General features: G+C 32.9%; 26 protein-coding genes. 4 read left to right on the top strand and 22 right to left on the bottom strand.

The window, feature by feature from the left end:
- Positions 1-136: 136 nt before the first annotated feature.
- The 6 genes from AC1Q5Z_RS17555 to AC1Q5Z_RS17580 form a co-directional block, all read right to left on the bottom strand.
- On the bottom strand, positions 137-4189 hold the full coding sequence (locus AC1Q5Z_RS17555; protein ID WP_492446160.1) for a PAS domain S-box protein: 4053 nt from the start codon (positions 4187-4189) through the stop codon (positions 137-139).
- Between the two features lie 91 nt (positions 4190-4280).
- Complete coding sequence (locus tag AC1Q5Z_RS17560) at positions 4281-5078, bottom strand: hypothetical protein (protein WP_488754289.1); 798 nt, start codon at positions 5076-5078, stop codon at positions 4281-4283.
- 118 nt (positions 5079-5196) lie between these two features.
- A complete protein-coding gene (locus AC1Q5Z_RS17565; RefSeq protein ID WP_198856432.1) occupies positions 5197-6525 on the bottom strand; it encodes an aldehyde dehydrogenase in 1329 nt (442 codons plus the stop codon).
- A gap of 76 nt (positions 6526-6601) precedes the next feature.
- Positions 6602-7291 (bottom strand): RluA family pseudouridine synthase, encoded by a 690-nt coding sequence (locus AC1Q5Z_RS17570; RefSeq protein WP_278020905.1) that lies wholly within the window; start codon positions 7289-7291, stop codon positions 6602-6604.
- A gap of 165 nt (positions 7292-7456) precedes the next feature.
- On the bottom strand, positions 7457-8275 hold the full coding sequence (gene panB / locus AC1Q5Z_RS17575) for a 3-methyl-2-oxobutanoate hydroxymethyltransferase (protein ID WP_198856430.1): 819 nt from the start codon (positions 8273-8275) through the stop codon (positions 7457-7459).
- A 192-nt stretch (positions 8276-8467) separates the two neighbouring features.
- Positions 8468-9895: an L-serine ammonia-lyase gene (locus tag AC1Q5Z_RS17580; RefSeq protein WP_198856429.1), complete on the bottom strand. Its 1428-nt coding sequence runs from the start codon at positions 9893-9895 to the stop codon at positions 8468-8470.
- A gap of 291 nt (positions 9896-10186) precedes the next feature.
- On the opposite strand from AC1Q5Z_RS17580, the gene AC1Q5Z_RS17585 reads away from it, so the two are divergent.
- Genes AC1Q5Z_RS17585 through AC1Q5Z_RS17600 form a run of 4 tightly spaced genes read left to right on the top strand, consistent with a single transcriptional unit; the run spans position 10187 to position 13612 of the window.
- Complete coding sequence (locus AC1Q5Z_RS17585; RefSeq protein WP_198856428.1) at positions 10187-12334, top strand: cation:proton antiporter; 2148 nt, start codon at positions 10187-10189, stop codon at positions 12332-12334.
- Between the two features lie 12 nt (positions 12335-12346).
- Positions 12347-12805: a hypothetical protein gene (locus AC1Q5Z_RS17590; protein WP_198856427.1), complete on the top strand. Its 459-nt coding sequence runs from the start codon at positions 12347-12349 to the stop codon at positions 12803-12805.
- A 3-nt stretch (positions 12806-12808) separates the two neighbouring features.
- Complete coding sequence (locus AC1Q5Z_RS17595) at positions 12809-13234, top strand: SMI1/KNR4 family protein (protein ID WP_198856426.1); 426 nt, start codon at positions 12809-12811, stop codon at positions 13232-13234.
- A 15-nt stretch (positions 13235-13249) separates the two neighbouring features.
- Entirely contained in the window at positions 13250-13612 is a 363-nt protein-coding gene (locus tag AC1Q5Z_RS17600; RefSeq protein ID WP_492446163.1) for a VOC family protein, read from the top strand.
- A gap of 1 nt (position 13613) precedes the next feature.
- Here AC1Q5Z_RS17600 and AC1Q5Z_RS17605 read toward each other — a convergent pair whose 3' ends face one another.
- The 16 genes from AC1Q5Z_RS17605 to AC1Q5Z_RS17680 all read right to left on the bottom strand — a co-directional run bounded on the left by AC1Q5Z_RS17605 (position 13614) and on the right by AC1Q5Z_RS17680 (position 24757).
- The gene (locus tag AC1Q5Z_RS17605) at positions 13614-14297 is read right to left on the bottom strand and encodes a 2'-5' RNA ligase family protein (RefSeq protein WP_278020910.1); all 684 of its coding nucleotides are present in this window, start codon (positions 14295-14297) and stop codon (positions 13614-13616) included.
- An 8-nt stretch (positions 14298-14305) separates the two neighbouring features.
- Positions 14306-14674, bottom strand: a complete 369-nt coding sequence (locus tag AC1Q5Z_RS17610) for an iron chaperone (protein WP_286969591.1) — start codon at positions 14672-14674, stop codon at positions 14306-14308.
- Positions 14675-14919: 245 nt separating this feature from the next.
- A complete protein-coding gene (locus AC1Q5Z_RS17615) occupies positions 14920-15387 on the bottom strand; it encodes an SRPBCC family protein (protein ID WP_198856422.1) in 468 nt (155 codons plus the stop codon).
- A gap of 82 nt (positions 15388-15469) precedes the next feature.
- Positions 15470-16051 carry an LOG family protein gene (locus tag AC1Q5Z_RS17620; protein ID WP_198856421.1) on the bottom strand — a complete coding sequence of 194 codons (582 nt, stop codon included), beginning with the start codon at positions 16049-16051 and terminating at the stop codon, positions 15470-15472.
- A 116-nt stretch (positions 16052-16167) separates the two neighbouring features.
- Positions 16168-16695 carry a GNAT family N-acetyltransferase gene (locus AC1Q5Z_RS17625; RefSeq protein WP_492446166.1) on the bottom strand — a complete coding sequence of 176 codons (528 nt, stop codon included), beginning with the start codon at positions 16693-16695 and terminating at the stop codon, positions 16168-16170.
- 93 nt (positions 16696-16788) lie between these two features.
- Positions 16789-17913: a lactonase family protein gene (locus AC1Q5Z_RS17630; RefSeq protein ID WP_343588158.1), complete on the bottom strand. Its 1125-nt coding sequence runs from the start codon at positions 17911-17913 to the stop codon at positions 16789-16791.
- 117 nt (positions 17914-18030) lie between these two features.
- On the bottom strand, positions 18031-19134 hold the full coding sequence (locus AC1Q5Z_RS17635) for an MBL fold metallo-hydrolase (RefSeq protein WP_343588156.1): 1104 nt from the start codon (positions 19132-19134) through the stop codon (positions 18031-18033).
- Positions 19131-19556 (bottom strand): DUF1801 domain-containing protein, encoded by a 426-nt coding sequence (locus AC1Q5Z_RS17640; protein WP_343588153.1) that lies wholly within the window; start codon positions 19554-19556, stop codon positions 19131-19133. The genes AC1Q5Z_RS17635 and AC1Q5Z_RS17640 overlap by 4 nt, the downstream gene beginning before the upstream one ends.
- Before the next feature lie 5 nt (positions 19557-19561).
- Positions 19562-20602 carry a serine hydrolase domain-containing protein gene (locus tag AC1Q5Z_RS17645; protein WP_343588150.1) on the bottom strand — a complete coding sequence of 347 codons (1041 nt, stop codon included), beginning with the start codon at positions 20600-20602 and terminating at the stop codon, positions 19562-19564.
- 77 nt (positions 20603-20679) lie between these two features.
- Positions 20680-21048 carry a nuclear transport factor 2 family protein gene (locus AC1Q5Z_RS17650; protein ID WP_198856415.1) on the bottom strand — a complete coding sequence of 123 codons (369 nt, stop codon included), beginning with the start codon at positions 21046-21048 and terminating at the stop codon, positions 20680-20682.
- A gap of 79 nt (positions 21049-21127) precedes the next feature.
- Positions 21128-21337: an ArsR family transcriptional regulator gene (locus AC1Q5Z_RS17655; protein WP_278020919.1), complete on the bottom strand. Its 210-nt coding sequence runs from the start codon at positions 21335-21337 to the stop codon at positions 21128-21130.
- A gap of 1 nt (position 21338) precedes the next feature.
- Entirely contained in the window at positions 21339-21755 is a 417-nt protein-coding gene (locus AC1Q5Z_RS17660) for a hypothetical protein (RefSeq protein WP_492446170.1), read from the bottom strand.
- Positions 21756-21799: 44 nt separating this feature from the next.
- On the bottom strand, positions 21800-22714 hold the full coding sequence (locus AC1Q5Z_RS17665; RefSeq protein WP_492446171.1) for a helix-turn-helix domain-containing protein: 915 nt from the start codon (positions 22712-22714) through the stop codon (positions 21800-21802).
- Between the two features lie 12 nt (positions 22715-22726).
- Entirely contained in the window at positions 22727-23623 is an 897-nt protein-coding gene (locus AC1Q5Z_RS17670) for an NmrA family NAD(P)-binding protein (RefSeq protein WP_492446173.1), read from the bottom strand.
- A gap of 103 nt (positions 23624-23726) precedes the next feature.
- Entirely contained in the window at positions 23727-24212 is a 486-nt protein-coding gene (locus AC1Q5Z_RS17675; RefSeq protein ID WP_286967992.1) for an SRPBCC family protein, read from the bottom strand.
- Between the two features lie 104 nt (positions 24213-24316).
- The gene (locus AC1Q5Z_RS17680; RefSeq protein ID WP_492446174.1) at positions 24317-24757 is read right to left on the bottom strand and encodes a hypothetical protein; all 441 of its coding nucleotides are present in this window, start codon (positions 24755-24757) and stop codon (positions 24317-24319) included.
- Position 24758 lies beyond the last annotated feature (1 nt).

Genomic DNA, 24758 nt, shown 5'->3' on the forward strand with positions numbered 1-24758 from the left:
AAAACGTTGTACGAATTTATAGATTTTTTATGATAAATTTCACAATCGGAACATTAAGTTTTCAGTCTCATTTTTTTGTTTTCTATCAAAAGCAATTTATTAAGGCTGTGACTCAAACTGAGATTCAAAAACTAAATCATCCTAGCCATTTTACTAATGCTTCTTCAACTGTTCCTTTCATGATTGGTTTAGAAATATAATCGTCCATTCCGGCAGAAATGCATTTATTGCGTTCTTCTTTTTCAGCGCCTGCTGTAACGGCAATTATCGGAATGTCGCGTCCTTTTTTAGTATTTCTAATGGCTTTTGCAGTCTCATAACCATTCATTATTGGCATTTGAATATCCATAAAAATAAGTGTTGGATTAATTTTTTCAAATTGTTGAATGGCTTCATACCCGTTTTCGCATTCGAAAATAAAGGCATTATGGTATAAGTTTTTTATAATTGTTTTAAGAAGAAGCATGTTTACCTTGTTGTCTTCTACAATTAGAAAAGTAATATTGTTGTCGTTTGTTTCTATCTCATCAGAATCTAGATCGATATCTAAACTTTTAAGCTCGGCATTATATTTATCATTTATACTTTGGTTGCTTGTTTTTAGATTTAAATCAAAGAAAAAAGTACTTCCCTCGTCAATTTTGCTTTCCAACTGCAAACGACTTTCCATTAAAGCGAGCAATTGGTTAGATATGGTTAAGCCTAATCCCGTTCCTCCAAACTTTCTTGTTGTAGAGCTATCTTCTTGTAGAAATGCTTTAAAGATTTTCTTCTGATTTTTTTCAAGAATTCCAATTCCTGTATCGATTACGGCAAAACGAAGCACGCAGTTGTTGTTATGATTCTTTTCTAAAACCGAAACGTTTAATTTGATAGATCCTTCGGTTGTGAATTTAACAGCGTTTGAAAGCAGATTAATCAAGATCTGTTTGAGTCGAACAATATCTGTCCAGATATATTTGGGAACATCAGGATCAATATTTAATTCAAGTTCCAGATTTTTTTTGTTCGATTCGTAAACAATTAAATCAAAAACTTGACCTAGAATTTTTTTTATATCATATAGGTCTATAAACAGTTCCAGTTTTCCTGCTTCAATTTTTGAGAAATCCAAAATGTCATTTATAATTTCAAGAAGAGAATGAGCTGATTGGTTAATCGTGGTCATGTATTTTTCTTGAATTTCCTCCAATTCCGTTTTCATTAATAAGTGTGTAAAACCAATAATTCCGTTTAGAGGAGTTCTAATTTCGTGCGACATATTAGCCAAGAAGTCAGATTTTGATTTGTTTGCCGCTTCAGCCAGCTGTTTCGCTTTTATAGCATCTTCTATTTCTTTTTTACTTGTAATGTCAAAATAAATTCCGCCAACAAATTCAATTTCATCATCTCGTTTAATTACATCTCCAAATTCTTCAATCCAAATAAACTCGCCAGTTTTGCGTTGAATGCGATATACATTATGCAAAGGCATTCCATGCTGTAGATTATCGATTTGATTGTTAATTACCTCTTCTTTGTCATCTGGATGAATTAACGATAAGAAAGATAAATTATTTTCAATGAATTCAGATTTTGAATATCCCGTAAGATTTAAAACTTCATCGTTTAAGAATATTTTGGTAGAGAAGGCATCAAATTTTGATAGGTAAACTGTGCCAGGAATGTTGTTTGCAATCAGTTTAAATTTCTCTTCACTTTCAATAATTTTAGTTTCGTTTCGGTTTCTTTCTAGAGCAGATGAGATATTATTTGCTAATACCTGAAAGATGTTTATTTCGTCTTCAGACCATTTTCTTTCAGTAGTGCAGTCGTCAAAACCAATAAAACCAGTAAATAAATCGTTAATGTAAATTGGCAGAATTAAGATCGATTGAATTTCATTATCTATAAGTAGTTTTTTGAAAAAACCATCATTAAGATTTCTTGTAAATGTGTTTAGAATTTTTCTTTGCGAAGCAACATCATAAATTTCTTGAAGATTTTCTTCTGTCATATGGTGCAGAGGAGTAATTTGATGGACAACACCTTCACGCGACCATTTATATTTTTGACTAACAGTATTGTAAATCGGATCCTTTTCGTAGTAATACATATGATCTACTTTGGCTGCTTTTCCTATAATTTGATAGGTTTCCTGAAACATCTGATGAGTAGTTTTGCTCAAGAGAAACTTTTCGGTGCATAGAGAAAGTGCAGACAAGAGCTGACTTTTAAGTTCTAATTTTCTTTCTGCTTCTAAACGCATTTGTGAAGAAATTGCAAGTGAAATTACATCAGAGATAGTTCTGGCATAATTAATGTCTTCATTGTCCCATTCGCGTTTTTGTTCTGTACTTTCAAAACAAGCAACACCTGCTAATTGGCCTGTTAAGAAAATAGGTACATCTAGCATTGATTTGATATTGTTTTTTGTAAAATAAAGCTTTTGAAACTCAGAGGTTTCCAGTTTATTGAATACGTCTGGCGCGTTAATAATGGCTTTATTGTTTAAGGTTTCAAAATAAATAGGGTAAGATTCTTTATTTAAGATGTTTTTATCGCTTAAACTTTGATTGTCTATGCTAAAAAGGTTTTTGCACGTAATTAAATCATTGTCGTATTTCCAGAAACTTACGCGGTTCGTATTGCTTATAGAGGCGGCTTCTTTTAAGATTAAATCTATAACCGTATTTAAATCATTGTATTTGCTAAAGTCTGTCGTAGATAATTTTTTGGTCGAATTATTATAGGCCTCAATTTTTTTAAGACGTCTTTTTTTCTCGTTTTCGATGTTTTTTTTCTCGGTAATATCTCGCGCAATTCCAGAAAATCCAGCCGTTAATCCTACGTCGTTTTTTCGAACAATAATTTTTTGTGAAATCCATATTTCATCGCCATTCTTCTTCAAAATAGGAATTTCGATAATCGGATAATTATTTTCGTTAAGCACCAAATTTTCATAAAAGTCAACAGCACTACTGATATAGTTATCGTGAATGAAATTAGAATAATGCTTTTTGATTATTTCGTTTTGAGTGTATCCAAGAGCAGAAATGCCAAATTCATTTATAAAAGTAAAATGACCGTCAGCATCGATTTCAAAAATAATATCTGTTGCCGTCTCAATTAGATTTTTATATTGATCCTGAACAATAACTTGTTCTGTTACGTCTTGTCCAATGCTAATAATTAGGTCGTCTGAGAATTTTTTATCTTTCCATTGAATGTATTTATATTCACCGCTTTGGGCTTTTAATTTCCTAATGTAAAGTTTGTTTTCTTGATTTCTAACAAGATTTAATTTTTCGTTGGATTCTAAATTTTCAGTCAATTCCCAGAATTTTAAACCCATAACCTGATCAGGTTGGTATCCTAAAATAGGAGTTATGGTTTCGCTGCAAAAAAGTATTTCGCCTTTTTGGTTTGATGCTATTGTAAGCGAATTTCCTTTGTGAACAATTTCGCTTGCAAATCTAAAATTGTCTCTATTGTCTAATAAAACTGCATATTTTACTTGGTTTATGATGAAAATAAGGATGCAGAAATTGATTAATAAAATAGAAGATTTTATTGGAATTAGCTGAAATGCAACTGTTGCTATTAAAAAGCTAAATGTTAACGCAACAAAAAGCCAGTATATTTTTATGGGCTTAAGTATGTTGTAAGAAAAGAAAAATGAAATCAGGAAGACAATAATTGGTACAACATCACTGCTTAAAGTAACAATGTTGTAAGCCGCGTAACTGATATAAACAAAGAAGCAGGAAATGAAAATCTGTTGAATGTGATCTCTTACCCATTTAATTTTGTTTGTTATAGTGTAGATAACAAGAACAAAAATACCAATTAGAACATTGACTATTAATAGACTTTTAGGTCTAATTTTAAAGATCTCATTTATGATCTCAATAATAATAACTGCAATACCAAAAAATAAAATATAAAGCTGATATTCTCTGCCAACGGTATCTTGTTCTTTCTTTTTTTCGATGAAGTATCCAATTTTAGCTTTAATTCTAAAAAATTGGTAAACTAGAAGCGACAAAAATGCAAAGAGCGATAAACCTAAAACAAAAAGCTTATGGTTATTGTAGTAAATTATGTCTGAATTAAATACATACCACCTAGTCACAATCGATTCGAAGGTACTTCCAACAGTGGAAATTCCTGAAAGAATCAAATTGAAAAAACTACAGTTTGCGGCCATAGAATTTGGGGGTATGTTGGTTTAGTAAATAGGGTTTTGAAAATTCTTAAAAAGAAGTGGTTAAGTTCTCTGAAATTAAGAATTTTCTATTTTAATCTACATTGTATTTTCCAATTGAATCAATTGAATCTTCATCTTCAGATTGTGTTCCAAAAATGGCAAAATAGGTCGCGTAAATCATTGAACTATTAAAAACAACAGTGAAAATAATCCCCACGCAACAACCGATAAAACCAACCATTGAACCAAGGAAACCTATGATGAAAAAAGCAAATATATTAAGTGGGTTTTTTGTAACGATAACTAAGCTCGATTTTATAGCATCTATAGCCCCAAGGTTTCCAAAAACAATTAACGGAATTGATAGAAACATAAAGTAAGAAACCATAAATGAAACTACATTTCCAACAAATATGATTCCTGCACTTTCAATTAAATTGGCGATAGCAGTTCCGAAAAGGGCAGGAATAAAGGCTGCAACAAAAATTTGCCCAAAATATGGTGATTTGTAATAAGTGAAGATAGTAGAAACATTAAATTCTACATCTCTGTCTGCAGAATCTGCCATTTTTAGAAAACCAGCACCAAATGGAGCTGTTATTCCTGCAACTATAGAAACGGCAACAGTTTGAATTACAAGCTGAATAGTAGTGAATTGTTGGTTTTCAAAATTTTGAATAAAATCTTTTGAGATTGCTTCAGCTCCATAATAGGCAACCATTATGCCCATAAAAGCTACAGCTGCAATAATTGAAAATACCAAGATGATTAGCCCAGAATAAAGTGCTATTTTTTTATAATTTTCGAAGGCGTGATTAAAAACTGTAGCAAAATCAAGGGAAAAGCCATTTTTTTTAATGTCCTCAATTTGGTCAAGTGTAGATTTCATTTATGTAAGATTGTTTTATAGACTTGTAATATTTGAAAGGTATCTTGACGTAAATATAATATATTTAATCAATTCCTTATAAAAATCTACAAAACATTCCGAAATGTTTTTAACTGATTTATAGCCAGTCTAGAATTCGTTTTATTGGGCCCAGTTTATCCTTATATGGCGCATAACGCATTGGTAAATCAAGCCAATTTCCTTTTTTTACAATTGCTTTATGATGAGAAAATGTATCGAAGCTTCGTTTGCCATGATAAGCACCAATTCCGCTATGCCCGACACCGCCAAAAGGCAGTCTATTGTTAGAAAAATGAATAACCGTATCGTTAATGCATCCGCCTCCAAAAGAGTATTTTGAAATTAATTTCTTTGCAAATGAATTATTTTCGCTAAAAATGTAAAATGAAAGAGGTTTCTCATAACGGCTTACAACCTTTTCAATATCATTTTCATTTTCATAAACAAGAATTGGCAGAATAGGCCCAAAGATTTCTTCTTTCATAACAGCGCTATCCAAATCTGGTTCTTCAAGAAGAGTAGGTGCAATATAAAGTTTATTGGCATCGCTTTCTCCACCAAATAAAACATGTTCGCCTTGAATCATATTGGTTAATCTATACCAGTTTTTCGTATTTATAATTCGTGCAAAATCAGGAGATTTATCTACTTTCTTTCCATAAGCTTTTATGATTTCTTCGATCATAAAAGAAATGAAATTAACTTTCATGTTTTTCTGAATTAGAATATAATCTGGAGCAATGCAAGTTTGTCCTGCGTTTATAAATTTTCCCCAAACAATTCGTTTTGCAGCCAGTTTTAAATTGGCCGTTTGATCAATAATGCACGGATTTTTCCCGCCTAATTCAAGAGTAACTGGCGTTAAATTTTCTGCTGCGGCTTTTGCAACAATTTTTCCAACAGCGACACTTCCTGTAAAAAAGATGTAATCCCATCGCTGTGCCAGTAATTTATTAGAAACATCAACTCCGCCTTCAAAAACTTCAACATGATTAACATGAAATGTTTTTTCTATAATTTTTGCAATTACAGCAGAAGTATGAGGTGTAAGTTCAGATGGTTTTAAAACAACTCTATTTCCCGCGGCGACAGCAGCAACAAGAGGACATAAAGCAAGTTGAAAAGGATAGTTCCAAGGAGCAATGATTAATACATCGCCATAAGGTTCTTTGTAAATATAATCGGTAGAAGGAAAATTAAGCAGTGATGGAAAAACACGTTTTGGTTTTGCCCATTTGTTAAGGTTTTTGATAACATCTTTAAGTTCTGAAATGACATAATTGGTTTCGGTCAAAACAGCCTCAAACTCTGGTTTTTTAAAGTCATCATATAAAGCTTTTACAATTAAATCTTCGCTTTTTTGAATATTATACAATAACTTTTTTAGAGTTTCCTTTCGATATCCGATGTCGCTTTTAAAGTCCATTTTACGATTAGCTTGTTTTTTTCTCCCTGCAAGTTAATCGATAAAATTTAAAAATTTAACAATTAAATCATAAAAATCATACAGCATTCCAAATTGGATCGTCTGGAGTAGGGGCAATAATTGTAATATTCTCTTTTGAAACCGGATGTACAAAAGTCAGTTTTCGAGCATGAAGATGAATTCCGCCATCAGGATTGCTTCGATCTGCTCCGTATTTTAAATCTCCTTTAATAGAAGATCCGATTGCACTTAATTGAGCACGAATTTGATGATGGCGACCTGTATGCAAATTGATTTCTAATGCTGTATAATTTTGAAGTTCTTTGATTATGGTATAATCTAAACTAGCCAATTTGCTGTCTGGAACTTCTTTTAAATGAGCTTTAGAAGTGTTATTTTTTTCATTTCGTTTTAAATAATGAACCAGTTTTGCTTTCGCTTCTTTTGGTTTGTTTTTTACAACAGCCCAATATGTTTTTTTAGTCTCACGATTGCTAAACAATTCATTCATTCGAGACAAAGCCTTACTCGTTCTAGCAAAAACCACAATTCCCGTTGTAGGTCTGTCTAATCGATGAATGACACCTAAGAAAACATCACCTGGTTTGTTATATTTAGCTTTAATATATTCTTTTACAACATCAGACAAAGGTTTGTCACCCGTTTTATCTCCCTGTACAATATCACCTACACGTTTATTGACCACGATAATGTGATTATCTTCGTGTAAAATTTGGAGATTATTTTTATCTGAAACAATTTTCATTTTGAAGTGAAATTTTAAATTGAAAAGTTTGGCTAAAGCCTTTAATGTGTGTTAAAAATAAACCTCCAGCTAAAGCTGGAGGCAATTCAAAAATCTTTGAACCTTTGTTCCCTTGCCCCTAAAAACTTAGAACCTTAGCAACTCAGAACCTTAGTATCTTAAAATCTAATATTGTTCATTAGCATTAGGAAAATCACTAGACTTAACATCTGCTGCATATTGACCGATTGCTTTAGTCATTTGGTCGTAAAGGTTTAAGTAACGACGTAAGAAACGCGGACTAAATTCATTATTCATTCCTAACATATCGTGAATTACTAAAACTTGACCGTCTACGCCACCTCCAGCTCCAATTCCGATTACTGGGATAGAAATGCTTTCTGCTACTTTTTTAGCAAGTTCTGCTGGGATTTTTTCTAAAACAACAGCAAAACATCCAACTTTTTCAAGCATTTGAGCATCTTCAATTAGTTTTTCAGCCTCTTCTTCTTCTTTTGCGCGAACACTATAAGTTCCGAATTTGTAGATAGACTGAGGAGTTAAACCTAAGTGTCCCATTACTGGAATACCAGCGTGTAATATTTTTTTAATTGATTCCTTAATTTCTTTTCCGCCTTCTAATTTTACAGCATGAGCACCACTTTCTTTCATAATTCTAATAGAAGAACGTAAAGCTTCTTTTGGATCAGATTGGTAACTTCCAAAAGGCAAGTCAACTACAACCAAACCTCTTTCTACAGCGCGAACTACAGAAGAAGCATGATAAATCATCTGATCTAAAGTAATAGGTAGAGTTGTTTCGTGTCCAGCCATTACGTTTGATGCCGAATCACCAACTAAAATTACATCGACACCAGCGGTGTCAACAATTTTTGCCATTGTATAATCATACGCAGTAAGCATAGAGATTTTTTCTCCGTTGCTTTTCATTTCTATTAATGACTTTGTTGTGATTCTTTTATAATCTTTTTTTGCTACTGACATTTTAATGTTTTTTTGATATTGTAAAAGTATTGAATAAATGTAAAACAGGAATTAGCAATTGTAGAATATTTCGACAGAAAATAGTTTTCGGTCTTTAAATTCTAATCAAAATTGCCTGTTTTACATTATAATAAAATAATTATGCAGCTTATGTATAAGTATTAATTTGTAGAATTCTTGATAACTTAAAGTTTAGCAGTCGGCCATATTTACGGCAACCGCCAGACCTCCTTCAGAAGTTTCTTTATATTTTGAATTCATATCTTTTGCTGTTTCCCACATCGTATTAATTACTTTGTCTAATGGAACTTTAGCATTTTTAGAATCAGTTTCTAAGGCCAATTCAGCAGCATTTATAGCTTTAATAGCACCCATTGTATTTCTTTCGATACACGGAATCTGAACCAATCCGCCAATAGGATCGCAAGTTAAACCTAAATGGTGTTCCATTGCAATTTCTGCCGCCATTAAAACCTGAGCAGGAGACCCGCCCATTAATTCGCAAAGCGCTGCTGCAGCCATAGAAGACGAAACGCCAATTTCGGCCTGACAACCGCCCATTGCGGCAGATATAGTTGATCCTTTTTTGAATATACTGCCAATTTCGCCAGCAACCATCAAAAATTGTTTTATTTCTTTTTCGCCTGCATTATGGTTTTCAATTACCATGTAGTACATTAAAACAGCAGGAATTACACCCGAACTTCCGTTAGTTGGAGCAGTAACTACACGGCCTAAAGAAGCATTTACTTCGTTCACGGCAAGTGCAAAACAGCTAACCCATTTTAAGATTTGGCGGAATTTAACTTCGGTTTTTCTAATTTCTTCCAGCCAGCTTTGCGGATCATTATAGTTAGATAATCCGATTAAGTTTTGGTGCATGTCAAAAGCTCTTCTGCGCACGTGAAGTCCGCCAGGGAGAATACCTTCAGAATGGCATCCAATATACATGCATTCCAACATCGTATTCCAAATGCGCATTAATTCAGAATGCACTTCAGCTTCTGGGCGCATCGAAATTTCATTTTCATATACAATTTCAGAAATCGATTTGTTTTCAGTAATAGTATAATTCAATAATTCGGCTGCGTTTTGGATTGGGTAGGGAAATGCACATTTAATTGCCTTTTTTTCTTTAGCATTTGTACGTTCTTCTTTAACCACAAATCCTCCTCCGATAGAATAGAAAGTAGATTCATATTCAGAATCATCAGACTTGTAAGCCGTAAATTTTAGTCCGTTTGCATGAAACGGAAGAAAATCTTTATTGAAAACAATGTCTTGAAGAAAAAAGAACGGAATCACTTTTTGGTTTCCCAAATTGATTTCGTTTGTGGTTTCGATTTTTTTAATAATACCAGCAATATCTTCGACAGGAATATACTCAGGATCTTGTCCGCTCAATCCGAGCATAACGGCAAGATCTGTTGCGTGGCCTTTTCCAGTTAAAGAAAGTGAGCCATATAAATCGACTTTTACCCTTGTGATATCCTCTAAAATTGCTTCGTCTTTCAACTCTTCTAGAAAGCGTTCGGCAGCGCGCCAAGGACCTAAAGTATGTGAGCTTGAAGGGCCAACGCCAATTTTAAGCATATCAAAAACAGAGATACATTCTTCCATTGTTCAATTTTTGTTAAGACAAAGATAATCGAATAATGCAATGATGATTTCTTTTTGAGTGTTAATCTTGCGTATTTGTTAAAAAAAATATTAAAATTTAATAATTCGGCAACGAAATAAATTTAAAACCTTAATATGCACTTTCCGTAAAAAGTTAGTGTTTTTTCGGTATTTTTGTAGAAGAACGAAGCGCATTGCTTGGCTCTTAATATTAATACTTCCTGGAATTTTGTTTTAATTCTGAAATGTCTTTTTACAAATGTTAATGCCACAAGAAGATAAAGTTACCATATGATAGAATTTTTCAGACATCTATTACAAGAATTCGAATTACCTCTAAGCAACCCAGTATTAATCTTTTCGTTAATACTATTTATAATCCTGCTTTGCCCAATTTTATTAAAAAAGATCAATATCCCTGGAATTATCGGACTTATTATTTCGGGTGTTATTATTGGCCCGCACGGATTAAATATTCTGGCAAAAAACTCTGCTGTCGATTTATTTTCGACAATCGGGCTTTTGTATATCATGTTTATTGCGGGACTAGAATTAGATATGAATGAGTTTAAGGCCAATCGTAACAAAAGTGTTCTATTTGGATTTTTTACCTTTATTCTGCCTCTTTCAATTGGATTTCCGGTTTGTTTTTACTTGTTGAAATATGATTTTAATGCCAGTTTTTTAACAGCGAGCATGTTTGCAACCCACACTTTGGTTGCTTACCCGATTGTAAGCAAGTTGGGAATTGCTAAAAACCAAGCGGTTGCCATTACAGTCGGCGGAACTATTTTGACCGATACCGCAGTTTTGATTATCCTAGCGGTAATTATGGGAAGCAGTCAAGGGAATTTGAATCAGGCATTTTGGGTTAAATTAATTGTCTCGTTAGCCATTTTTTCTGCGATAATGTTTATGATTATTCCACGTGTTGCAAAATGGTTTTTTAAGAAATTAGAAAGTGAAAAACACGCTCATTATATTTTTGTGCTTTCTGTGGTTTTCTTTGCCGCATTTTTGGCCGAGGTAGCAGGAGTAGAGCCAATTATTGGTGCATTCGTTGCAGGTTTAGCGCTTAATCCATTAATTCCACATTCTTCTGCGTTGATGAATAGAATTGAATTTATTGGAAACTCCTTATTTATTCCATTTTTTCTGATTTCTGTTGGAATGTTGGTCGATGTAAGCGTTATTTTAAGCGGACCAACAGCTTTGATCGTAGCAGGAACTTTGAGTGTTGTAGCAATTTTTGGAAAGTGGATCGCAGCATTTTTTACTCAAATTGTTTTTAAATACACTAGAACAGAAAGACAGCTTATTTTTGGATTGAGCAGTGCGCACGCAGCGGCAACTTTGGCAGTAATTTTAGTTGGTTTTAAAGCTAAAATCTTAGACGAAAATATTTTAAACGGAACTATCATTCTAATTCTTATTACGTGTATTGTAGCTTCGTTTGCAACTGAAAAAGCAGCGAAAAAAATTGCCATCTGCGAAGAAGAAATTTCACATGAAGACGCCGACAAAGATCAAATTTTAGACGAACATATTTTGATTCCGTTAGCAAAATCTTCTGCTGCGGCAAGTTTATTAGATTTTGCTCTTTTGATAAAAGATAAAAAATCATCTAATCCAGTTACTTTATTAACGATTGTTCCAAACAATAATCAGGCAGAAAAGAACATTTTAAAATACAGAAAAGCAGCCGATAAATTTGTAATTCAAGGATCGGCTTCAGAAGTAAAAATTAATACGATTGCCAGAATCGACCATAATCCTGCGAGCGGAATTGCAAGAACGTCAAAAGAAATTATGTCGGATATTGTGATTGTGGGCTGGCCAAGAAAGACCGGATTTATTGATAAAATCTTCGGAGAGAATGTAGATTCGATAATAAATAATGTAGATAAGACTTTATTTATCTGCAGGTTTCAAAAGAATTTTATTGAAGAAAAAAGATTGGTTTTTATTTGTCCGCCGTTTTCAGAAAGAGGAATTGGTTTTCATTTGTTAATGCAGAAAGTGAGCCGTTTGTCACAAGAATTAAGCATTCCGATTGTGATTTATGCTGAAAAGAAAACGCATGAAGCTATTCAGCAAATTGGTTCTAATTTAAAACTGAACAGTAAATTTGGTTTTAAAAATGTTTCTGATTGGGAAAATTTTGAAGTAATTTCTGAAGACATAAAACCAACCGATTTTATTATTGTCAACTTATCTCGAAAAGGTTCTGTTTCTTATCAATCAATCTTTGATAAATTGCCAACAAAGTTTGAAAAGTATTTTGACAGCAATAATGTAATGCTTGTTTATCCGCAAGACGACAGAAAAGAAAGCGCAATGGATGCTTACGAAGATTTTACTGCATCGCCTTTAGCAAAAGGTATTGAAGCGATAGAACAAATCGGGCGTGGTTTAGGAAGTATTTTGAAGAAAGGCTAAAATCGAATCTTCATGAAAATTTCAACTATTTTGCTTGTTTTGGCTCTCACTTTTATTTCTTTGAATTGCAATAAAGTTAAAGAAGATGTGAACTTAAATTCTGAAATAGCATTTAAAAATGATAGCGTTGTAAAACCTGTAAAAATAGAATTGCCTGAGAGTTTTGACGAATTCAATAAAAAATTCCATTCTGATTCTCTTTTTCAGGTTTCGAGAGTTGATTTTCCGATTGAAGGACAGCATGTTTCAGGTTTTGAGCAGTACAATTGGACAAGAAAGAATTGGCAGTTTCAAGCAATTCCCGTTGCCGAAAAATCGGAAATAGAAGAATATCAGCATTCATTAGTAAAAACAGATACCTTAATTACAGAAAGATTTTGGATTCCTGACAGTGGTTTTGAAGTGGAAAGACAGTTTAAACTCATTCAGAATAAATGGTTTTTAATTTATTATAACGACATAAATTTATAGTATATGGAGACTTTAGATGAGATTTTGCAGAAGTATCGTTTTCCTAAAAGAAAGATAGAATCTTCAGTTGATATTGAAGATATTCAAGCACATTTAAAATTTGATCTTCCTGAAGATTATGTTTTTTATGTCGAAAATTATCTTGGAATCGATCAGTTTATTGGAGCTGAGTTTATAAAACTTTGGAGCCTAGAAGAAATTATTGATGCTAATTTGGAATATCATATTTTTGAAAAACTGCCCCAAACATTAGCAATAGGTACAAATGGAAGTGGAGAATTTATTGGAATTGAATTTGAAGATGATAATTCTTTAAAAATTATTCTTTCGCCTTCTATAGATTTGGACACAAAGTATCATGTTGAAATAGGAAATTCATTTACAGATTTTCTCCTTCGACTTGATAATGGAGTGGAATGGTTTTTATAAATTTAAATAGATTATATGAATCACAATGTTAAATCTATCAGACCGTTTATTGGCGCTAAGAACTTTGAAGTTTCAAGAAGTTTTTATCGTGATTTAGGGTTTGAGGAAACAGTTTTAGAATCTAATTTTTCAGTTTTTAAAACAGGAGAAATCGCTTTTTACCTCCAAGGTTACTACGATAAAAGCTGGATTGAAAACACTATGATTTTTCTTGAAGTGGATAATGTCGAACGATATTATAGCGAACTTTTGGCTCTAAGTCTTCCTGAAAAATATGAAGGAGTAAAATTAACTCCTATAAAATATTTAGATTGGGGGAGTGAATGTTTTCTGCACGATCCTTCGGGAGTTTTATGGCATTTTGGGAAATTTAAGTGAATCACCTCAATCCAAAATCACCTAAAACGCGTGTCGTACTTTTACGCTGATACCAATCATTGTAAACCAATTCTAAGTTTTTAACCTCAAATTCTCCAAAATCATAATCACGAAATTTTTCGGCTATTTCTATTAATTTTTTCGGATCATGGAGTTTTTCCTGAAAACGCATTACAGTTGAATGTGCTGTAGATATAGAATAACGGCTGTCGATACTTTGTTGTAATCCTGAATTTTTGAAATTTTCGCGAAGTCTATTTCGTAAATTATTTAGCGTTTCATCGCTTGGAAATCCTTGAATCATAAGAGCAGACGGAGAAGCAGTTATTCCTTTAAAGTGAATTTGAATTTTCTCAACATCAACAAGGCTTCTGCAGATTACTTCTATGTATTCCTTTGCAGAAATCTGATTTAAAGTAAAATCAGAAGAACAAGAAATAATAGACATAACTGTAATATGAATATCTGAATCAGGGTAAAAATATTGCTCAGGTTCTGCTTTTCTTAATTCGTTTAGGAAAGAGTGAATATTTGCTTTAATTTCATCATTTGGGCGAATAAGCAACGTGATTCCAAAACGAGAATCGGATTCATTTTTAAGTTCAGAATCAATTGAATATTTTCCTGTCGAAATAATCTCAGAAGAGGTTTTGTAAAGCTGGTCGTAGTGTTGGGTTAAATTCATTTGTGGTTTTATTTCTTTTTGGCTTTTGCCAGATTTTCTTTGACTCTAAATTTTACAATTTCAGTAATTAAGTCATAAGGCATTGGGTCTTTGAGAGGAAATTGTACAGAACCTTTTCCAGATTTATATTTAGAGAGTTTTGCAGCAAAAGCTTCATGTCCGCTTGGCAAAGCATAAAGTCCGATATGGTTTTTAAAAGCAGCAAAATAAACTACAATTCCATTTTGCTCAAAAGCTGGCATCGAATAACTGATTTTCTCTTTTGCATCAGGCGCTGCTTTCTGAATCGTTATTCTAACTTTCTCCAAAATTTCTTGAACATCATTAGGGAATCCACCAATGTATTCGTCTATGTTTTCTGGTTTTTTAACTTCCATGACATTTTTTTGTTTCAGGTTTCAAGTTGCTTTTCTTTGTGGCTAGTTTTTTAACCGCAAAGGGTGCAAAGTTATTTTATTAAGAGACTAAACAGAATCTGGATATAAAGTTCGCAAAGTTTTGTACAGATAAAGCTTTGTGGACTTTTCGTTTTAGTGACTCTTAAAATACTTAGCAAGCTTTGCGTAAACCTTTGTGTTCTTTGCGGTAAACACACACACAGAGATTTTGCGGTTAAATAAGATTAAGCAAGTCCTTTTGGAAAACGATCCAAAACCAAATTTAGTTGTAAATTATGTTCTAAATAAGCTTTTGCTCCAGCCAAAACCAAAGTAAAGCCTTCAGTCGAATTACGAACCTGATCTATAATTTTATCGGTGTCTCCATGAAAACCAGAATTGGTAATACTCACAAAAGTTTCACTTTCGTTCAACGGATTAAAAACCCATTCTACCAATGTAATTTCGTCAGGATTTCCCCATTCAATAACAATTTTTTTATTTTCTTGAAGTACAATTGTCGTAACAGAAAGAGAAAAACCATACATTTCCCAAGTCCATTCTGTTTTTTGATTTTCTTCTAATTTTCCAGATCCTTTTGTAAACCAAAATTTACTTGTAATCTGCGGATCAATAAAAGCCTGAAAAACTTCTGAAACAGGCTTTCTTATCAGCATTTCTGCCTTAGCGTATTTGTTGTTTTCTGTTTTCATTTTGTTTGAAGTTAATTAGTTAGATCTAACGAGGAAATGTAAATATAACTCTAAAATTTGTATTGAGATCTTAAGTTCTGACTTATAACTTTTTTTTATCAATCCACTTTCCGACAGTGGGCGCAGTGTAATTTTTCATTTGATCTAATAAATCGTCAATAGAATCGCTAACCAAAAGCATTTTTTGATTGACTTCTTTCAATAATCCTTTTTCTGTCATAGTTTGCAATAACGTTATTAGAGAATCATAATAGCCATTTACATTCAAAATTGCTATTGGTTTTTTATGCAAACCTAATTGCGCCCAAGTCAACATTTCGAAAAGTTCTTCTAGAGTTCCAAAACCACCTGGAAGCGCGATTACACCATCACATAAATCGTTCATTTTGGTTTTTCTTTCATGCATGCTCTCTACCAAAATCAATTCGGTTAGACCTAAATGTGCAATTTCTTTCGATCTTAAAAAATTAGGAAGCACGCCAATTACTTTTCCGCCAGCACTTAAAGCTCCATCAGCGACAGCGCCCATTAAACCGACATTTGCACCTCCATATACTAATTCTATATTTTGTTTGGCTAAGGTTTTGCCTAAATTGGTTGCTTGTTCTTCGTAAATTTTTTCAGTGCCAAAACTTGAAGCACAGAAAACGGTTATTCTTTTCATCTTTTTGAGTTTTGTGAGTTTTGTGAGTTATGAATTATGAGTTATGAATTAAGAGTTATGATATAAATTACAAGTTATCGTCAACTCAAAATTCATAACTCATAATTCATAATTTTCTATAATTTTTTCTTCAATTCATATTCAAAATATGGTACTTCACGACCATTAACCATAAATGTTAACTCATTGTTTTTTTTGGCTCCAAGTTTTAAAACGGCTTTTTGCGAACGGAAGTTTTCTGCTCCAATATGAAAAAGTACCGAATCAACATGCTCAAATGCGTAATCGATCATTAATTTTTTGTTTGAGTTGTTGTACGGGCCGCCCCAATATTTTCGGGTAATAAAAGTGTAACCAATGCTAATATTCGATTTTTCTGGATTGTAATCGTAGAAACTTGTTGTTCCCATTATTTCATTGGTTTGTTTATCGAGAATTAGGAACGGACTTTTTGTAAGTATCAGATCAAAATAAGCTCTAAAAACATCTCTTTGATGTCGATCCTTCGCAGGATTTTGTTCCCAAATTAACGGATCAGAAGCTGCTTTAAATAAGGCTTCAAAATGTTTTTCTTCTAACGGAATTAACTTGGAGATTTCATTTTCTAAGAAATCTGGCTGTAAATTGAAGTTATTTATTGTCATGTTTTTTTAATTATTTAATAATTTTTAACTCAAAGTTTGTCATTTCGACGAACGAGAAATAACAAGATTATCTATAATATACTTATAAGAAAATTAAATCTGTTTAATCTGTACGCAAGAAACATTCTCCATTTTCACTTCTTTTCCTACTTTCTTTAATAGTCCAGTTTTCGAATCTCTTTTAAAAACAATTACATTTCCCGTTAAAACATTCGAGGCAACCAAAAATTTCCCGCTTTCATCGAGAGCAAAAATTCTAGGATGCTTTCCTAAAGTTGATTGATAGCCAATGTTTTTTAAAAGACCATTTTCATCGATAGAGAAAATAGCAATATTATTTTCTTTGCCGCGATTTGTTGCGTATAAAAATTTTCCATCAGGAGAAATATGAATATCAGAACTTTCAAAGCCATCTTTTATTTTATCTGAATGCGTAGCAATGCGTTGGATTTTATTTAAAACACCATTTTCATAACTGTAAACGCTAACTTGTCCAGCCATTTCTTCAATGCAATATCCATATTTTTGATTTGGATGAAAGGTTAAATGTCTTGGACCAGCTTCTAAATCGGTTTTCGTAAACGGATTTTTAGTTTCTACTAATGGCTTTTTCAGATTTTCATCAAAAGCATAACAGCGTATTTTGTCGGCTCCTAAATCGGGCAAAAACAAATAATCGCATTGTGGAGAAAATACCGCCGAATGTACGTGAGATCTAGTTTGTCTATCTTTATTTACGCTTCCGTCCATATACTGAAAATTCTGGGCAATCGAATCGATTTTGCCATTTTCTAAAATAGGATAGACAGAAACACTTCCTTCTGTATAATTGGCATTGGCAAGCCATTTTCCGTTTTTGTGAACACTGACATAAACAGGATTTTCGCCACCGCTTCTTTGACTGTTCAAAAAAGTCAAAGTTTTTGCTGACGGATTAAATTCAAAACTGCTTACGCTTCCTGCATTTGGCGTTTTAGTGTCTGTGCAGGCATAAACATATTTTCCGTTTGGCGAAACCGTCAAATAAGACGGATTTATAATGTTTTTGACTGAAGTAAATTTGGTCAATTTTCCGTTTAAGGTATCCAATTGATATACTTGAATAGCTTCAGCGGTTTTATCACGATTGTAAGATCCTAAAAAGACATAGGTATTTTGAGAAAATAGGTTTATTGTTAATAGAAATGCAATTGCGAAATAGTATATTTTTGGTTTCACGGTTTTTAGTTTGTTTCAGGTTTTAAAGTTTCATGTTTCAAGTTTTGCTCACTTTCCTCAGGGACATAGCATGAATTTATAATTCGGTTTAGAATTCATAATTCATAATTCATAACATTAGTTAACCCCTTTCCACCATTGTTTAAATTCTTGTTTATCATTTTTCAATTCAACAATTTCGCCAATCATTGGTGTAATTAACGGAATCGGATTTTCAGACAAACTATTCAATTCGGTTACTTTTTTCAAAGGTTCGTCCCAAGCGTGAAGTGATAATGAAAACTTAGAAGAATGTACGGGAAATACTCTTTTTACATTCAGGTCTTTCATGGCTTTTATTACATCTTGAGGTAAATTATGAATATATTTCCAACTTTCGTTGTATTGTCCATTATCAATTAAAGCAATATCAAACGGTCCGTATTTTTCGCCAATTTCGGCAAAATGCTTGTCGTAGCCACTGTCTCCGCCCAAATACATTTTAAAATCCTTGCTTTCTAAAACAAAAGAAGTCCAAAGCGTATTGCATCTTTTAAAACCTCTACCCGAAAAATGTCTTGATGGCGTGGTGTGAATTGTTAGATTTTCATCTAATTCTATTTTAGAATACCAATCTTTCTCAATAATATTTTCAGAAGGAAATCCCCAGAATTCCAAATGCGAGCCAACACCAAGAGCGGTAACAACTTTTTTAGTTTTAGGTTTTAATTTTAAGAAGGTATCGTAATCCAAATGATCGTAATGATCGTGCGTAATTAGCAAATAATCAATTTCAGGGAGATCATCGACCGTATAAATATCAGTTCCTTTAAACGATTTTGTTGTTCCTGGAATAGGAGAGGCGTTCCCGCTAAAAACGGGATCTATTAAAAAGCGTTTTCCTTCCAACTGAATAAAATAGGACGAATGCCCAAACCAAACTAAAACATCCTGATTTAATGGGAGTTCTTTTAAGTTGGTTTTTACTGACGGAATTAAATCTGTCGGAATTTTTCGATCTACTTTCTTGAAGAAAAATTCAAATAAAACTCCAGCCATAGTTTTGCCTTCGGCGAGATCGGGTGTAAAGCTCTGGTTTTCGAATTTTCCGTTTTTATATTGCGGCGAATTTTGAATTTGAACCAGTCTTTCTCCCGAAGGTGCTTTTCCGAATTTTGGGTGTTGAAGAAACATATAAATTGCAAAAGCAATCAGGAATAATAGAATTAGGAATGTTGTCATTTATTTTGAGGATATAAATTTTGGGTATATTCAATTGAAAGTAAAATTATCTTTTTTAAGATTTCAATATCAATATCTGCGAGTTTTTTAATGTAAATGCATGCCTTAGACGAAGTATGTTTTCCAAGTTTAGATAAAAGTTCTTCTCTTTTTTCTTCTGGCAGATAAAAATAAACGGTCATGGCTGTTTTTCTTGGCGAAAAACCAGCCAACGGAGCATCACCTTCGTGACCGCTGTCGTATTTGTAATGATAGCTTCCAAAACCAATAATGCTTGGTCCCCACATTTTGGGTTCAAAACCAGTTGCTTCTTGAATTATTTTTAGAAGTTCAAAAGCATCACTTTTTTTAACTTCATTTTCGACAGCGTTAATAAAATCAGTAACGCTACTTTGAGTTTCTGTAGTTTTATTTTTTGCCATTTTGTCTACGATTTACTTAATAAATCACTTTTAAAAAGAATGTTTTTGATTTTAAATTCAGAAGCATAAAACAAATTAGAATCTTCGGGCATCTGATTTTCTAAAACAATTAAGCTTACATCACTATCAGGAAAATACAGGTTTACAGCAGAAAATCCGTTGCCAAGGCCAGTATGTCCAAAATATTTTATAGGTTCTTTTTCTATAATTCTTAAACCGTAACCATATCCTTCTTTTACTTTTCCGAAAAAGTTATGTTGACTTTGAATTGTATACGATGTCATTAATTTGTATGATTCGGGTTTTAGAATTTTTCCCTTGTGAAGGTTGTTATTCCAAATTAAAAGATCATTTACAGTAGAAACAAGACCGCCTGAAGGCACTTTGTATGGAGATATTAAATTATTCTCTGCTTTTTCTAAATTATTGCCGTTAGAGATGTATCCTGTAACTAAATTTTTATCGCTGTCTTTTGAATAGCAAAATGTATTATTCATTTTAAGCTTTTTAAACAGCTCGTTTGCTAGTTCTGAATAGCTTTTTTTAGATACCGATTCGAGAATTTGACCCAATATAGGATAGCCCTCATTGCCATATTTAAAATCGCTTCCTGGTTTAAAAAGTAAAGGCTTTTGTAAATCAGTGATTCCATGTGAGTGGTTTAATAACTGATGAACTGTAATAGTATCTGCCCATGTCTGCTTTAAATTGGGCAGGTATTTTTTTATTGGAGTATTGAGATCAATTTTACCTTGTTCTACTTCTTTCAAAACCAAAGCAGCTGTAATTTGTCGGGTAATAGACATAATTTCAAATTGGCTATCTAGGTTTAAAGGTTTTTTGGTTTCAAAATTCGCAAATCCTTCAGCCTTTGAATAGACTGTTTTGCCATTTTTCGCAATCAAAATCACACCAGTAAATTTAGGGTTGGTGTTTTGGAGTAAACTATCAATACTTTTTTTATAATTGTCTTTTGTCTGTGCTGAAGAATGGCAACTGGTTAAGATTACTAGTAGTAATAAGGAAATTTTAGGGATTAAGTTCATTTATTAATTGTGGATTGTAAGTTGCAAATTATGAATTGTTTGTAATTTAGAATTAACCATCAGTACTTTATTATTAGTTAAAACATTCCGTTTTCGTTAATAGAATCTTTTGGGACAGGTTGTCCTAGATCCCAAAGTTCGACGATTTTATCCGATTCGAATTTGAGAATATGCACAACGGCAAAACCAATATCTGAAGGCGTTTGTTTGAGGTGCGAATGCACAGCAACTAAGTTATCGTCTTCTAGAATATGATGAATTTTAAAAACCTTATTCGGATTTGTTCTGGCAGATTCTTCCATGGCAAGCATTAAAGTGTCTGCATCGCCTTTGAAATAGGCGTTGTGATGTTTGAAATTCTTTCCGACATACAATCGAAAACCTTCGTGAGGGTGCCCTTTTGCTGCTAATTTCAAGAAGTTTTTAGCGATTTCTTTCCTAGTCATGATTCAAGATTTAAAAGCAAACTAAGTTAAGAAATAAAGCGCTACAAATTTTGCAGAAAAGGATTGTAAATTTATAAAATTAAAGGGCTTCCGATTTTATTTTATTCAGATCTACGCCTAGTTTGGTAAATTCTTTTTCGCCCAATTCGGTTATGTAGAAATGCTTGTCTGTCGAATTGTTTTTTGCAATCCATTTTTTAGCTGCAAATGTCTCTAAAAGCAATTCTCCCAATTTGCCACCAATATGTTCGTAGCATTTTTTTGCTGGTTTTATTGTTTTGTCGCTCATATTATTTTTTCTTTTTTAAAGCAATTCTAGAAGCTAAATATGCCATCGGAATGTAAGCAAAAATTAAATCGGCAAAACCAAACCAAATAGGAGAAGGCAAAGTAAAAACCGTAACTATACCGCCAAATAAAAAGAAAGCTCCAATACCGAAAGCTAGTTTTGTTTTGTGTTTAATTGCGACAACAGCAGTTGTCAACGCTCCCGCAAAAGTTCCGATTGCGTGTGCTAAAAATGGAAAAAGAAAATGCTTTGGTTCAAATAAATGCATGGTTGCCTTTAAGCCTTCTGTAGTGCTAACATCTGCGCCATTTGGAGCCGGAATTATAGATCCGCTTAGTAAAATGATGCTCATATTGACAATACTACCAATAACTAGACCTGCAATTACAGCCAAAGTATTTCTTAAAAATGGATTCATAATTTTCGCTTTTTAAGCTAACGAATTTATGAAAAATAAAACAATTAGTTAAATGATTGTCTGAATTCTAAAGGTGAAGTATTTGTTTTGGTCTTGAATAATTTACTAAATGATTGCTGATGTTCAAAACCAAGTTCAAAAGCAATTTCGCTAATAGATAGCGTAGTGGTCGAAAGCTTTTCTTTTGCTTTTTCAATCAATTTGTTGTGAATGTGCTGTTGTGTACTTTGGCCCGTATGCATTTTTAACAACGCACTTAGATAATTAGGAGAAACGTTTAAATTTTCGGCTATAAAGTGTACCGTCGGAAGTCCTTTCTGTTTTAATGAATCATCAGAAAAATGGTCTTCAAGCAATTTTTCTAAACGCGCTAAAATCTGATTGCTACTGATTTTTCTAGTAATAAATTGTCTGTTGTAAAATCTTTCAGCGTAAGTCAAAAACAATTCGATTTGTGCAATAATTACATCTTGGCTAAACTTATCAATATTAGACTGGTATTCCTGCTGAATATTTTTTATGATGTCTATTAGCATGTTTTCTTCTTTATCAGAAAGATGAAGCGCTTCACTGACTGCATAACCAAAGTAATCATATTGTTTGATTTTCTGCGCAAGCGGTGTATTCCAAAGAAAATCAGGATGAATCAATAATGACCATCCTGTGTGTTGCATTTCGTTATTTCCTTCAATAGAAAAAACTTGTCCTGGCGAAAGAAAAATTAAAACTCCTTCTTTAAAATCGTATTCCTGCTGGCCATAACGCATTTTTGCGTTGGCATTTCTTTTTAAAGCAATCGAATAAAAATCCAGCATTAAGCTTTTTGGTTCTTCGTCATTAAGATATTTTAAATCTTCAAAATTATAGACGCTCACCAAAGGATGTTCAGGTTTTGGCAAATTTCTAAAATCATGAAATTCGCTTATTGTTTTAAATCGAAGAGGTTGCTGATTTGCCATAATACAAAGTACTTAATTTTGGTTGAAAATAGAAGCAAATTCTTTAGCATAATCTGCCAGTTTTGTTTTTCCTAAAACTGCAGGACGATTTCGATAATAATCTTCACCAAGCAAACCGCTGTAAAGTGCAGCATACATTTCTACCAAACCTTGTGCAATTTTAGGTTGCATTCCAACAGCAATTAATCCGTTTAGTGTTTCTTCGTCACTTATTAATTTCCATTTTAGATCTGGATTACCAATTACGTCGCCCAAAATTTTTGCGGTTTGATCTCCAGTAACTTCTTCGCTTGCTACATAACGTATTTTTTTTCCGTCGAGCGGAGTTGTAAGCTCTTCTGCAATTGCTTCGGCTATATCGTTTGGAGAAACCCAAGGAATTAATTGATCTGCTCCATAATTAGCGGCTATAACTCCTTGATTTTTAATCATCGGAATATAAGCCAACAAATTGTAGTAAAAAGAAGTTGGACGCATAAATGTTATCGAAACATTTGAAAGTCTGTTTAGAACGGCTTCGATTTCATTATAACGCTGAATGATTCCAGAACCTTGCTCTAAATGCGCACCAATACTGCTTAAAAACACTACGCGCTTTACGCCAGATTTTGAGATAGCTTCTGCATAATTATTTCCAATTGTACGAGTAAAAGCATCTAAATCAAGATTCTGATCAAAATAATTTGCACGTGGAATCATGCAATATACAGCATCTGCTCCTATAAAAGTTTGAGTTAAAAAATTAACGTCATTTACTGAACCAATTGCGGCTTGCGCTCCAAGGTTTTCAATTTCCGATTTTCTTTCACTACTGCTTGCAATTACTGTAATTTGATGTCCTTCTTTTATTAAAGCTTTCGCTAAAGGTTTGCTAATGTTTCCTAAAGAACCTGTAATTATAATTTTCATACTATTATTTTTTTTGATGATACAAAGTTGCGCATCATTAGAGAAATAGATTTAGCCAAATCTATGATTGACGTAGTCTAAAATAATAGTATGAAAAGTGATTTTATTTTTCGGATAATTTTCTTTCCGTTTCAATTTGAGGCTTTCCCGTTGCGTTTGGTTGGCCTTTTCCTGTTTCAATTAGTTTTTTCAAACTATTCTCGATGTAATTACTCCAGCCTGCTTTGCAAACATCAAAACATTCATATTCTGGAACCAGACCAATGTGTGTAAAAGTGAGTTTTGTTTTGTCATCTTCTTTTGAGATATCAAAAACTGCTGTTGTATTAGTCCATTCTGTATCGTCTTTCGTGAAGCTGAAATAATTTTCTTCAATGAGCCAAACAATTTTCTGATTCGGGATTACTTCAATCAATTTTATTTTACAGCGATGAACATCTTCATAATGATATTTAAATTCATCGCCTTGATTTGCTGTTTTTCCTTCAATCTCTTCAGACCACCAGCCGCGAACATTTTGTATGGCTTTAAAAACTTCTTCTGGTGACTGATTGACAATTATGGTTGTGGTAAAATCTTGAGTATTCATAATCAATTGACTTTTAAATTAGTAAAGTAAAATTACAATCTAAAAATCAATTGATTAAGGTGTTTAAAAGACAATTTGAAGGTGTATTTCAGACAAGTTTTTTATTAGATGCCGTAAAAGAATACTGCAATTACCATGATTAAGCCAAATAAAATTAGAAAACCTAGAAGAGTAATTAGAGTAACTCTCCATCCGCCATAAGTATCTCCTCCGTTATCGTTATGCTTTTGTATGTTTTCTTCTTGATAAGTCTGAATTATGTAGGAAGCGATGAAAGAATAAATAACTGGAAAAACAATTTTTGGAAAGTTTTCGGGAAGGCTAAATGAGATTCCAATGATTACGATTGTACAGATTGCTGTAATAATCCAAGTGTTTCTGGCTTTTTCAAGATCATTAAAAGTTTTAAAATTTTCCGCAATGCAATAACCAGCAACCAATGGACCGCCAAAAAAAGTTGCGGTGCTAATTGCTTTTTTAGAATATATTTTTTCTGTCGGAATCTCTTCAAAGACTGATTTCTCTACATTATTGTCTTGCATCATT

Source organism: Flavobacterium sp. GW823-FHT06G12, from assembly GCF_058794775.1.